This is a genomic window from Cohnella sp. SGD-V74 (genome assembly GCF_003001675.1).
Lineage (GTDB): Bacteria > Bacillota > Bacilli > Paenibacillales > Paenibacillaceae > Cohnella.
Map to the genome: position 1 here is coordinate 120,499 of NZ_PVYW01000019.1, position 13,140 is coordinate 133,638.

A 13,140-nucleotide genomic window follows, 5' to 3' on the forward strand; every position below is an offset into this window, starting at 1 on the left:
ACGCTGAACGGACCCCCAAGGAGGAACTGCAAATGACCAAAACGGTTGCGGCCGTCTATACCGGCCAAGGATTGGCGGAGCCGCTGAAACAAGTATTCAACGAAGTGCTGCCGGGTTGCCGGCTGGTAAATCTCATCGACGATAGTCTGATCGCCGACGTCATGCGGGCGGGCGGCGTCACACCGCAAGTGTCCGGCCGTCTGCTCGGCTATTATCGCAGTGCGGCGGATCTCGGCGCCGACGTCATCCTGAACACCTGCTCCTCGGTCGGAGAGGTCGTCGAGCGGGCGAGAGGCTTCGTGGACGTACCTATCGTGAAGATCGATGAAGCGATGGCGCTGGAGGCGGTCTCCCGCTACGCGCGCATCGGCGTCATCGCGACGCTGCCGACTACGCTGGCGCCGACGATGGCGCTGCTGCGGGCCCAGGCCGAAGCGGCCGGACGCACGTTGTCGCTGACGGAGGGGCTGGCCGCGGGCGCCTACGACGCGCTCGTCGACGGCAAGCCGGAGGAGCATGATCGCCGAATCGCGGAGACGGCGGCGGAGTTGGCGGCTTCCGTCGATGCGATCGTGCTCGCGCAAGGATCGATGGCGAGAATGGAAGCCTCGCTGCGAGAGAGGACCGGCAAGCCGGTGCTCTCCAGCCCAAGGCTCGGCGTGCTGGCGGTCAAGCGTCTGCTGGAGGCCCAAGATGAAATCCAATGATGAGGCATTGCAGATGAATCGGGTCATCGCCACCTATCTGGTGGAAACCCCGTTCTCTCTCGAGCGCGCGGCCGTCGCGATCGCCGGGGAGCAATCGACAGGCACGTTCACGGCGGTGCCAGGCGAGACGGCGTCGCTGAAGGAACGCTTCGGCGCCCGCCTCGAACGGGTTACCCCGCTCGAGCAGGTTCGCCAGCCTTCGCTTCCGGGAGCGGCCGTGCCGCCGGGACATCACGGAATCTACTCGCGGGGGGAGATCGCGGTCTCCTTCCCTTTGCATAATTTCGGGCCGTCGATTCCGAACCTGATGGCCTGCGTAGCCGGGAACCTGTTCGAGCTGCGGGAGCTGTCCGGCCTGCGCCTGCTCGACCTGGAGCTGCCGGACGCCTTCGCGTCGGCCTATCCCGGACCGCGCTTCGGCATCGACGGCACACGGCGGTTGACGGGCGTTCGCGGACGCCCGATCATCGGGACGATCGTTAAGCCGAGCGTCGGCCTCTCGCCTCTCGAGCTGGAGACGCTCGTCTACGAGCTGGCAGCCTCAGGCCTGGACTTCATCAAGGACGACGAGTTGAACGCCGATCCGCCTTATTGCCCCCTGCCCGACAAGGTCGCCGCGGTCTCCCGCGCGATTGAGCGGGCTGCGGATGCGACAGGGCGCAAAATCATGTACGCGTACAATATTACCGGCGACATCGAGACGCTGAAGCGCAACCACGACACGGTCGTAAACGCCGGGGGCAACTGCGTTATGGTCAGCATGAACAGCGTCGGCCTCGCGGGCCTGGCTTACCTTAACACGTTCAGCGAAGTGCCGATTCACGGCCACCGCAACCAATGGGGCATGCTGACCCGGCACGGTCAGCTCGGCATGAGCTTCCAAGCCTATCAGAAGCTGTGCCGGCTGGCCGGCGCCGATCATCTGCACGTCAACGGGCTGGGCAGCAAATTCTATGAAAGCGACGATTCCGTGGTCGCTTCCGTGCGCGCTTGTATGCAGCCGCTGCTCGGCGGCTACGAGACGATGCCGGTGCTGTCCTCCGGCCAATGGGCTGGAACGGCGGAGATTACGTATGCGAGGACGAAGACGGTGGACGTCATGCATCTGGCTGGAGGCGGTATACTCGCCCACCCGGACGGACCGACGGCCGGCGTCGAGAGCATGAAGCAAGGCTGGGAGGCGGCGATGCGCGGCATACCAGCCGAAAACTACGCGCAGACACATCCGGAGCTGCGCCGCGCCTTCGATAAATTCAAACCCAAGGATGCTTCGAGATGACCAAGAAGAATGCGCGCGGCCAACGGCTGCTTTGTTACTACGGAGACGACTTTACCGGATCGACGGACGTGCTCGAGTCGCTGACGGAAGGCGGTGCGGAAACGGTGCTGTTTCTGGAGCCGCCGTCGGAGGCGCGACTGGCGCATTTTCCGGATGCGCAGTGCTTCGGCGTGGCCGGCGTCGGACGCTCGATGTCTCCGGAGCGGATGGAGCGCGAGCTGCGGCCGTTGCTGGAGCGGCTGAAGAACTGCGGCGCGGCCACCGTTCATTATAAAATCTGTTCCACCTTCGATTCCTCCCCCCGGGCCGGCAGCATCGGCAAGGTGTTGGAGTTGGGACGCGAGCTCTACCCGCGGCAGTCCTTCGTGCCCGTCGTGGCCGGGGCTCCCCGGCTGAAGCGGTATACCCTCTTCGGCCACCATTTCGCCGCCGGAGGGGATGGAGCGACTCACCGGCTGGACCGTCATCCGACGATGTCCCGCCATCCGATAACGCCGATGGCCGAGTCGGACCTTCGCCTTCATCTGCGGGAGCAGACCGATCTGCCCGTGGCGTTGATGGACTGGACTGCGCTGACGGGTACCGGAGAAGAGGCCGGGTCTCGTCTGCGCGAACGCTTGGAAGGCTCGGACGCGAAGGCCGTGCTGTTTGACGTGCTGGACGAGGAAGGGCTGGAGATGACAGGCCGGCTGATTTGGCAGGAAGTGGAGGCTGCCGGCGAAAGTCTGTTTGCCGTCGGCTCTTCCGGCTTGTCGGACGGTCTGGCCGCTTGGTGGAGACGCCAGGGATTGCTCCGTCCGAGGACGGAAGCGACGGTTCCGCCCGGGGAGACCGATCGGCTGCTCGTTCTGTCCGGCAGCTGTTCGCCCGTGACGCAGACACAGATCGAGTGGGCTTTGGCGCACGGCTTCGCCGGGATTCAAATACCTGCCTTGGACTGGCTGGACCCGGACCGGGTAGAGGCTTCGTGCGCCGAGGTGTTCAAGCAGGCGCTCCGCCGCCTGGGGGAAGGTCAAAGCGTCATTCTCTACTCCGCTGCGGGACCGGACGACCCGTCGATCGGAGCCCTGCGCACCAGATTGGACGAACTGGGCTGGGAGACCGCGGATTCTGCGCGTGCCATCGGCACGCGTCTGGGCGGATTGGCCCGCAACCTGGTCGCGGCGGCCAGGCTGCGCCGGATTCTCATTGCCGGCGGCGATACGTCCGGGTACGTCACCCGGGAGCTGGGCATCGACGCGATCACGTTCCGGAGCGCGATCGTTCCCGGCGGACCGCTCTGCCGCTGCTACTCCGAGGATCCCCGGCTGGACGGTCTGGAGCTGTCGCTGAAGGGCGGACAGGTCGGCGGAGCCGATTATTTCGAACTCGTAAGACGAGGAGGCCGTACCCTATGAATCCAAGGATCGACGAGCTGCAAGATTGGGCCAATCTGCAGGTGCTGCAGCGCCATACGCTGTCGCCCCGCGCGACTTCGATTCCTTATGCCGACCGGCTGCAAGCGATCGCGCACGACCGGGAATCGTCGCCCTACTACTTGTCGCTGAACGGTCCATGGAAATTTTGCTACTCAGACTGTCCGGAGGACGCGCCCCAACGGTTTTACGAGGAATCGTTCTCCTTCGAGGACTGGGACGACCTGCCGGTTCCTTCGAACTGGCAGCTGCACGGCTACGGCGTTCCCCTGTACAGCAGCAGTAAATATCCGTTTCCCGTCGACCCTCCGCACGTTCCGGCGCTCAACCCGACAGGCAGCTACTTGCGTACGTTCGAGGTTCCCGAGCATTGGACGGGCCGGAGCGCGATTCTGGCGTTCGAAGGCGTCGACGCGGCTTTCCATGTCTGGCTAAACGGCCGGTTCGTCGGCTTCGGCCAAGGCAGCCATAACCGGATGGAATTCGATGCGACCGAGTTCTTAAAGCCGGGGCACAACCGCATCGCCGTCCGCGTCTATCAATGGTCGACAGGCAGCTATCTGGAGGATCAGGACAAGTGGCGACTGAGCGGTATTTTCCGCGATGTCTTCCTGCTCTCTGTTCCTTCCGCGCATCTGCGCGACGTGCGCCTTCGGGCGCGGCTGGACGAGGCCTATGCCAACGGGACGCTCGAGGCGTGCGTTCAACTGTGCCGCGGCGCCTCGGACGATGCGGCAGCCGGCGGCTTCCGGCTGCGGGCCGAACTGCTCGACGGAGAGCTTCGCACCGTGCTGGAGCATCAATTGGACGGAGAGCTGCCGCCCCCGGGCGGCGAATTTCGTCTCTCCGCCGAGCTGCCTCTGCGCGCTCCGCGTCTGTGGTCGGCCGAAACCCCCGAGCTGTATACGCTGCTGCTGATCTTGTCGGACGATGCGGGCTTCGTGCAGGAGGTGCATCGTTATCCGGTCGGCTTCCGGGACGTTCGCGTACGGGACGGCCAATTGCTCGTCAATGGCCGTCCGATCGTCGTCCGGGGCGTCAACCGCAACGAATTCGACCCGGATCTGGGCCACGTGACGACGATCGAAGCGATGAAACGGGACATTCTGCTCCTGAAGCGCCATAACGTCAATACGGTCCGCTGCTCGCACTATCCGAACGATTCACGCTGGCTGGAACTGTGTGATGCCTACGGTCTGTACGTCGTGGACGAAGCCGATCTGGAGACGCACGGCTGCGTCTTCCTCGGCGAAATCAGCCGCTGGATCGACAATCCGGACGAGAAGACGGCCTACGAGAGTCGGCTGGCTGAAGATCCGAGTTGGCGCGAAGCCTTCCTCGATCGGGCAAAACGGATGGTGGAAAGGGATAAGAACCATCCTTCCATCCTCGTGTGGTCGCTCGGCAACGAGTCCGGCTACGGTCCCAACCACGACGCCATGGCCGACTGGGTGCGGAAGGCCGATCCGACGCGCCTGATCCATTACGAGCGGGCTAAGGACGCGCCGATAACGGACATCGTCAGCAGCATGTACCCTTCCGTCGAGATGCTGATCGAAGAAGGCCGCAAGACGGACGACAGCCGTCCCTATCTGATGGTGGAATTCGGCCATGCGATGGGCAACGCGCTCGGCAATCAGAAGGAATATTGGGAAGCGGTGTACCGCTATCCCCGGCTGTGCGGCGGGCTGATCTGGGAATGGTCGGATCTGGCGCTGCGCAAGCGCTCCGTCGATGGTGCCGATGCAGGAGAATACGCCTACGGCGGGGATTTCGGAGACGTGCCCAACAGCGGGCATTTCTGCGTGGACGGTCTCGTGTTCCCGGATCGCGGAATCAAACCCGCGCTTCTGGAATTCAAGAAAGCGATTGAACCGGTCCGAGCCGAGCTGCTGCGAACGGAAGACGGACCGGAAGCGGACATCCGGCGGCTGATCGTGCGCGTCTCGAATCGTTACGACCATGTCACGTTGGAGCATTTGGACGCGCGCTGGACGCTGCTGCGCGAGGGCGACATCGTCGAGCACGGCCGTCTCCCTTCGCTCGCGACTCCCCCGGGCGCAGACGAAGAAATCGCCATTGCCTATCGGACGCAGTCGGAAGCGCCAGCCGGGGAATATTGGGTGCATCTGAGCTTTACGCTGCGAGACGCGACAGCATGGGCGGACGCCGGACACGAGGTCGCGTGGGCGGATCTTCCTCTCCAATCTGCCGGCGCGGTGCGAGAAGAGCAAACATCGGACGTGACGCGGACGTCCCCCGCGTTGTGCATCGCGGCCAAACCGCTCTCCGTGACGGAAGCCGGCCGCCGCTTCCTTGTCTCGGGATCGGGCTTTCGGCTCGAATTCGATAAGGCGCGCGGCTGTCTCGATCGCTGGACCGCAAGCGGGGTCGATCTGCTTGCAGCAAGCCCTTCCGTTCAACTGTGGCGGGCGCCTCTCGACAACGACGTTCACTTGGCCAAGCAATGGAGGGAAGCCGGCTATCACGAGCTGGAGTTCTTCAAGAGGAACTTCGGCGGGAAGCTCCTCCCGGACGGCAGAGCGAAAGTCGAGTTGGAAGGCATTCTGGGCGTCAAGGGCTCGGGGCCTCTGTTCTCCGTCCGTCAGCGCTACTCGATCTCCGCAGCAGGAGAGTTGGAAGTCGACACCCGGATCGAACCGGTGAAGGACAATCTTCCTCCGCTTCCGCGGCTCGGCCTGGAATTCCGGATGCCGGGCGGCTTCGAGCGGCTGACTTGGTTGGGCCGGGGACCGCATGAAGGCTATCCAGACCGCCGGGAGAGCGGCAAGATGGGCCGTTATGCAGGAACGGTGTCGCAGCAGTTCGTGCCGTATATCAAACCGCAGGAAAACGGCGGCAAGACAGATGTTCGCTGGGCCGATCTGACCAATTCGGACGGGGCGGGATTGCGGATCGCATCGGGGTCCCCTATGCAGCTGAGCGCCCGCCACTATACAACCGAAAACCTCGGCTCGGCGAAGCACTTGGCTGACCTGAAGCCGCTTCCGGAAACCGTCGTGAACGTTGACGGCTACCATTCCGGCGTCGGCAATCACAGTTGCGGCTACGCGCCGACGCTCCCGCAATACTTGATTCCGGCCGCGCCGCTGGCGTTCCGGATCGCATTCCGTCCGCTCTCGGGAGCGGATGCTTGATCGGCCATGTGCCCTTTTGCATCAGTTCGCCCTATTAGAGATCAAGGAGGCTGCAAGATAATGACACGCAAATGGTCGAAAATCGTCTACGGAGGCGACTACAATCCCGAGCAATGGCCCAGGGAGGTTTGGGACGAGGATATGCGCCTGTTCAAGCTGGCCGGCATTGATATAGTAACCTTAAATGTATTTTCCTGGGCGTTGAATCAGCCTGATGAGCATACTTACCGGTTCGATTGGCTAGACGAGGCGATGGACCTGATGCACGTCAACGGAGTCGCGGTCTGCTTGGGCACGAGCACGGCGGCCCATCCGGCCTGGATGGCGCAACGTTACCCGGACATACTGACCGTCGATCCCGAAGGCCGCAAGAAAAAATTCGGCAGAAGGCACAACTCCTGTCCGAACAGCCCGACCTTTCGTCGGTATTCGACCGCTATGGCGGGCAAGCTTGCCGAGCGTTACAAGGACCATCCCGCCCTGCTGCTATGGCACGTCAACAACGAAATGGGCTGGCGCTGCTACTGCGACAATTGCGAGCGGGGCTTCCGGGAATGGCTGAAGAAGCGCTATGGCACGCTGGAGGCGCTAAACGCAGCTTGGTATACGCGGTTCTGGAGCCATACGTTCTACGATTGGGACGAGATCGTTCTGCCGAGCCTTCTCTCCGAGCATATCGATCCGGCCCATCCGGACAAAACAGCGTTCCAGGGCATCTCCCTCGACTACGCCCGCTTCGCCTCGGACAGCTTGCTGGAATGCTACAAGCTCGAACGGGACGCCATCAAGGCCGTCATTCCGGATGCCGTCGTCACGACCAATTTCCAGGGCAACGGCGCGTATAAGCCGCTCGATTACTTCAAGTGGGCGAAGGAGATCGACGTTATCGCGCTGGATAGCTACCCGACGAACGACATGCCGATGAGCCAGATCGCCATGCGCCACGATCTGATGCGCGGTTCGAAGGGCGGAGACCCATTCCTGCTGATGGAGCAAAGTCCGAGCGTGCTGAACTGGAAGGACGTCAATCCGCTCAAACGCCCTGGCGTCATGCGGCTGTGGAGCTATCAGTCGATCGCGCGCGGCGCCGAGAGCGTCATGTTCTTCCAGATGCGCCGCAACGCCGGAGCTTTCGAGAAATTCCATGGCGCGATCATCGATCATGCGGGCCATGAAAACACCCGCGTCTTCCGCGAAATCGCCGAGCTGGGCGAGGAGCTGAAAAACCTCGGAGACACGCTGCTCGACGCCCGATCGCCTTCCCGGGCAGCCATCGTCTTCGACTGGGACAACTGGTGGGCACTCGAATATTCCAGCGGGCCGACCATCGCTCTAAAGTACCTGGATCAAATTCAACGGTACTACGACGCCTTCTACGAGCGGAACATTCCGGTCGACCTGATCGGCGTCGAAGACGATCTGGGCGCCTACGACCTCGTGCTCGCTCCAGTGCTGTACATGGTGAAGCCGGGCTACGCCGACAAGCTGGAAGATTACGTGAACAACGGCGGAACGTTCGTGACGACCTTCTTCAGCGGCATCGTCGGGGAGAGCGATCTCGTCACTCTCGGCGGCTATCCGGGAGAGCTGCGCAAGCTGCTCGGGCTGTGGGCGGAAGAGATCGACGCGCTGTTCCCCGAGCAGAACAATTCGTTCATCATCCAACAGCCGCTGGGCGCCGTTCAAGGGACGTATGCCTGCGGTCTCCTGTGCGATCTGATCCACTCGGAAGGCGCGGAGGTGGTGGCCGAATACGGCGACGATTTCTATCGCGGCAAGCCTGCCGTGACGCGCAACCGCTTCGGCCAGGGCGAAGCCTGGTACTTGGCCTCGAGCCCGGAGCCGCGCTTCCTGTCCGACTTCATCGGAGAGTTGTGCGAGCGCAGCGGCATCGAACCGCTGCTGGACACGCCGCGCGACGTCGAAGCGACGCGCCGCGTCAACGCCAACGGAAGCTTCACCTTCGTGCTGAACCACCGGGACGACGAAGCGACTCTGGACCTCGGAAACGAAGCGCGCAAGGAGCTGCTCTCCGGCGCCGTCCTGCAAGGAACGTTCTCCCTTCCTCCGAAGGGTGTCCTGATTCTGCAAAGCGAGTCCCCGAAAGGAGCAGGCCAGTGACCGCAACCAACAAGCTCAAGCTCTGGTACCGCCGTCCCGCTCTGGAATGGGTCGAGGCGCTTCCACTAGGCAACGGAAGGCTGGGCGGCATGGCGTTCGGGGGCATCAAGCACGAGCGCATCCAGTTAAACGAAGATACGCTATGGTCCGGCCGGCCGGTCGATCCGAACAATTACGAAGCCGCCGCGCACCTGGAAGAGGTTCGGCGGTTGAACCTTGAAGGTCGATACGCCGATGCCCAGGCCCTGATCGAGGAACACATGCTCGGCCCGTGGGTCGAGTCGTATCAAGCGATGGGCGATCTGCGGCTGGAATTCGACGGCGACGAGCAGGTCGAAGATTACCGACGCGAGCTGGATCTGCGGAACGCCATATTTCGCACGACCTTCGTCCGCCGCGGAGTTCGCCATACGCGGGATGTGTTCGTCTCCGAGCCGGACCAGGTCATGGTCGTCCGCCTGACCGTCGATCAACCGGGCAAGCTGCACGTTCAAGCCTCTCTGGACAGCCCGCTTAACTACTCGGTCCGGCGTGCGGACGGCCGCCGCATCGTGCTGTCCGGCCAAAGCCCGGTCCATGTCGAGCCTTACCATGTCGATACCGAACAGTCCGTCTTCTACGAGGAGCAGCAAGGCCTGAAGTTCGACATTCAGCTTCTTGCGGCGAAGACGGACGGACGAACGGAAACGCATGGCAACCGCATCGTCGTCAGAGGTGCGACTGAGGCCGTATTGCTGCTGACCGCCGCAACGAGCTACAACGGGTTCGACCGCGACCCGCGGCTGGACGGCAAGGATCCCGGCGCCCTGTGCCTGTCCTGGCTGGATGCGGCCTCGAAGCGGAGCTACGATGAGCTGTACGCCCGGCACACGGCCGATTTCAGCGGCCTGTTCGACCGGGTCGATTGGCAGCTCGATGCGCCCGGTCTCGAGGAGCAGCCGACGGACGAACGGATCGAAGCGCTGCGCGCCGGGAGCTGCGATCCGCAGATGGCGGTGCTCTTCTACCAATTCGGCCGCTATCTGCTCATCGCCAGCTCCCGGCCCGGCACGCAGGCGGCCACGCTTCAGGGCATCTGGAACGATATGACCCGGCCGCCATGGGCATGCTGCTATACGATCAACATCAACACGCAGATGAATTACTGGGCGGCCGAGGCCAATCATCTGGCCGAGTGCCACGAGCCTTTGTTCGACCTGATCGCCGATCTGCAAGTCACCGGAGAACAAACGGCGAAGATTCATTATAACTGCGGCGGATGGGTGACCCATCACTCGACCGACTTATGGCGCACGGCAACTCCGTCCGGCGGTCCGACAAAGGGTCCGGCTAGCTGGGCGTTCTGGCCGATGGGCGGCGTCTGGCTCTGTCAGCACCTGTGGGAGCATTATGCCTTCGGCGGGAACGAAATCTTCCTGCGGGACCGGGCTTATCCGATCATGAAGGGTGCCGCGCAGTTCTGCCTCGATTGGCTGGTGGAGGATGGAGAAGGCCATCTGGTGACGAACCCGTCCACTTCGCCGGAAAATACGTTTATCGGACCGGACGGACGCAAAGCCGCCGTCAGCCTCGGCGCGACGATGGATCTCTCCCTGATCAGGGAGCTGTTTACCCACTGCATTGAAGCCGCTTCGATTCTGGGCATCGACGATGCGTTCAGAGACTCGCTCGAGCAAGCCCGCAGCCGACTGCTGCCGCTGCAGATCGGACAACACGGCCAACTACAGGAATGGTATCGGGATTTCGAGGAAAACGAGCCGGGGCATCGGCATACCGCCCACCTGTACGCGCTCCATCCGGGAAGTGAGATTGTGCCGGCCCATCATCCCGAGCTGGCCAGGGCGGTCAGGAAAACGCTCGAACGCAGGCGGGAGCACGAGAAACTGGACACGATCGGCTGGTGCTTCGCCTGGATGATCAGCATGTACGCTCGGCTGAAGGATGGCGAAACGGCGCACGATTACTTGGAAAAGCTGCTTCGCAATCCGTTCCCGAATTTGTTCAACGCACACCGGCATCCGAAGCTGGTTTTCTATCCGCTCACCATCGAAGCGAATTTCGGAGCCACCGCCGGCATCGCGGAGCTGCTGCTGCAGAGTCATGCCGGAGAAATCCGCTTCTTGCCCGCGCTTCCATCGGCCTGGCCCGACGGCCGCATCCGCGGCTTGCGTGCGCGCGGCGGCTTCGAGGTGTCGATGGAATGGCGCGGCGGCAAGCTGGAGAGAGCCGAGATCGTCTCCCATGGCAGCAAACCTTGCCGGATTGGGGCCGATGTGCCGTTCGTCGTCGTGTCGGCCGGAACCGGGAGGCGGATTTGCGCTTCCGATGAGAGCGGTCAGGCCGAATTCATCACGGTGTCCGGTGAAGGATACGTCATCGAAACGGCAAAATAGAAACGACGCAGTAGAATTCTCCTTGTGAGACAGAACGAGAGGGGCGCGTTGCATGAATTGGAAATCGGAGCTTTACCGCAAAGCGAAGCAAATCGCCGAAAGCTATCGCTCGAAGAACAGCGTGCGGGGCGTCGCGATCGGCGGAAGCGTCGCGCGGGGAACGGTATGGAAGCACTCGGATCTGGAGCTGCTGCTGTTCGTCGATGCGTACGATCCGGCGTTCGACTATTTTAACGTCATCGACGGCCTCGGCGTAGAGATCATTCAGATCGGGGTCCCCAACGTCCAGGCGTGGATTGATCGCCATGCCGAGGATGGGGGCATCCGCGACGCGCTTAAATTTCCGATTCAAGCGTACCAATGCCGCATCGTCCACGATCCCGACGGACTGATCTCTGCATTCAAGGCGATCTACGATCGCTCCTTGTTCGACGACCGGATTAAGACGATCAAGCAGGAGGAAGCGCTGGCCCGCGCGGACGAGCGATACGACATCGCCGAGAGCCTGCTGGAGCAGGGCCGCGGGAACAGCGCTCTGGCGGCTCTGCGTCTGGCCGTGAACGAGCTAATGCTCGCCTTCTACTGGCAGCACGGCATTCTGCCCCGCAGCCAAAACCGGACCGTCTATTTGCTGAAACGCCACACCCCGAAGCTGGGCAGCCCCGACCTTTATGTCCTTTTTACGAAGGTTTTCGGAGTAACGGACCATCCGGCCCGCATGAAGCTCGAACTGCTTGCCGCCAAGAACGACGTGTTCGACGTCACGAAGGCGGCCTGGGGACGCAACGTTCCGGAATTCCTGGAGAAGGCCTGCGACGGTCAGCTCAAATGGGGCCACGGCAGCAGCATTCTGTACGTATACAAGTGGTGCTTGCACACGATTCACTTCTCGGAGCTCGCGCAAGGGCTCTACGACCGTCCGGAATTCGCGGAACGGCATCCCGATCTGGCCGTGTTTCTCGGCTTCGACCGAACCGATGCCGCTCAAGTGTCGACTTGGGCGGAGGACTATTCAAGGTTAAGAAGCGAGCTGGGATAGACGTTCATGGAGATTTCCCCTTGCGGACCTCCCCCCGAAGCCCCGGCATTCATTTGTTTGGTCGAGCTAAGGCTGAGGACGAACTGTCGTTTAGGATGAAAGTTCTGCCGCCAACCGCAGAGACAACTCACGCATCTGCTCGACTTCCAGTCTGTAGGTGGCGTTCAACTCCCCGGCGTCCTTGGAGCGGCCGACGAAGTTTTCGAGCACCCCTTCGAGCGTCAAATAATACTTGGCGTTGATCGGATACAGCTGCTTCTCCACCCACGAAGCCGCTGTCAGTATCGGTATCAGTCGCTGCGCTTCCTCCGGGCGGTCCTTCCAATGCCGCAGCAGCCAGACGTACAGCTCCGGATGGAAGTTCGCCATCACGCCGCTGTATCCCGAGATGCCGAATTTCAGCGATTCCAGCAAGGTGGTCGTGTTCGCATTGTAGATTTTCAGCCCGCTGTCCCGAACGGCTTCCATCCGGCTTCTTAGCATCTCCAGATCGCAGCACGTGTCCTTAAGGAACGCAAATCTCCCCGTCTCGGCGCACCAACGAAGCAATTCCGGGGTGACCAGTCGCTTATAGGGGTACGGACATTCATAGAACCCTAGCGGCAGCTCCTGAGGAAGCCGTTCCAGCAACCGCTCGAGCCGGCTTTTCAGCGTCTCGTCGCTCTCCTCCGGCCCGGCCAGTCGGTTCGTGATGAGCACGAGCGCGTCGATACCGGTCGCTGCCATCGCGTTCAGCTCCTCGACCTGCTCCTCGAAGCCGTCGGCAATATGTCCGGAGGCGATGACCGGCACGCGGCCGGCCGCCCGGCGCACCGTATACTCCGCGACCTTGACCCGCTCCTCCAAGCTCAGATAGAACATCTCGCTGGACTGGCAGACCGCAAACAAGCCGTCCACGCCTCTGTCCAAATACCATTCGATCAGCCGTCCCAACGCGTCGTAATCGACTTCTCCTCCCGCCGTGTATGGGGTCAGCATCGTCGGCCATACGCCGCTGCGGATCGTTTCGTTCATCTTGGCTCTCTTCC

8 protein-coding genes are annotated in these 13,140 nt (G+C 62.2%); 7 read left to right on the top strand and 1 reads right to left on the bottom strand.

Annotated features, from left to right (window positions below):
- Nucleotides 1–32: 32 nt before the first annotated feature.
- The 7 genes from B0G52_RS25795 to B0G52_RS25825 are packed head-to-tail and all read left to right on the top strand — an operon-like array spanning nucleotide 33 to nucleotide 12,112.
- Nucleotides 33–707, top strand: a complete 675-nt coding sequence (locus B0G52_RS25795) for an aspartate/glutamate racemase family protein (RefSeq protein ID WP_094048650.1) — start codon at nucleotides 33–35, stop codon at nucleotides 705–707.
- Nucleotides 694–1,986, top strand: a complete 1,293-nt coding sequence (locus B0G52_RS25800) for a ribulose-bisphosphate carboxylase large subunit family protein (protein ID WP_233163052.1) — start codon at nucleotides 694–696, stop codon at nucleotides 1,984–1,986. The genes B0G52_RS25795 and B0G52_RS25800 overlap by 14 nt, the downstream gene beginning before the upstream one ends.
- Nucleotides 1,983–3,383 (top strand): four-carbon acid sugar kinase family protein, encoded by a 1,401-nt coding sequence (locus tag B0G52_RS25805; protein ID WP_094048652.1) that lies wholly within the window; start codon nucleotides 1,983–1,985, stop codon nucleotides 3,381–3,383. The genes B0G52_RS25800 and B0G52_RS25805 overlap by 4 nt, the downstream gene beginning before the upstream one ends.
- On the top strand, nucleotides 3,380–6,559 hold the full coding sequence (locus B0G52_RS25810) for a glycoside hydrolase family 2 TIM barrel-domain containing protein (RefSeq protein ID WP_094048654.1): 3,180 nt from the start codon (nucleotides 3,380–3,382) through the stop codon (nucleotides 6,557–6,559). The genes B0G52_RS25805 and B0G52_RS25810 overlap by 4 nt, the downstream gene beginning before the upstream one ends.
- A gap of 60 nt (nucleotides 6,560–6,619) precedes the next feature.
- Nucleotides 6,620–8,680 (top strand): beta-galactosidase, encoded by a 2,061-nt coding sequence (locus B0G52_RS25815; RefSeq protein WP_094048656.1) that lies wholly within the window; start codon nucleotides 6,620–6,622, stop codon nucleotides 8,678–8,680.
- Nucleotides 8,677–11,073 (top strand): glycoside hydrolase family 95 protein, encoded by a 2,397-nt coding sequence (locus B0G52_RS25820; RefSeq protein ID WP_094048658.1) that lies wholly within the window; start codon nucleotides 8,677–8,679, stop codon nucleotides 11,071–11,073. Before B0G52_RS25815 ends, B0G52_RS25820 begins: the two co-directional genes overlap by 4 nt.
- 52 nt (nucleotides 11,074–11,125) lie before the next feature.
- Nucleotides 11,126–12,112, top strand: coding sequence for a hypothetical protein (locus B0G52_RS25825; protein ID WP_094048660.1), 987 nt, complete (start codon nucleotides 11,126–11,128; stop codon nucleotides 12,110–12,112).
- A gap of 90 nt (nucleotides 12,113–12,202) precedes the next feature.
- Here the strand turns inward: B0G52_RS25825 and B0G52_RS25830 are convergent, their stop codons facing one another.
- Entirely contained in the window at nucleotides 12,203–13,126 is a 924-nt protein-coding gene (locus B0G52_RS25830; RefSeq protein WP_094048662.1) for a dihydrodipicolinate synthase family protein, read from the bottom strand.
- Nucleotides 13,127–13,140 lie beyond the last annotated feature (14 nt).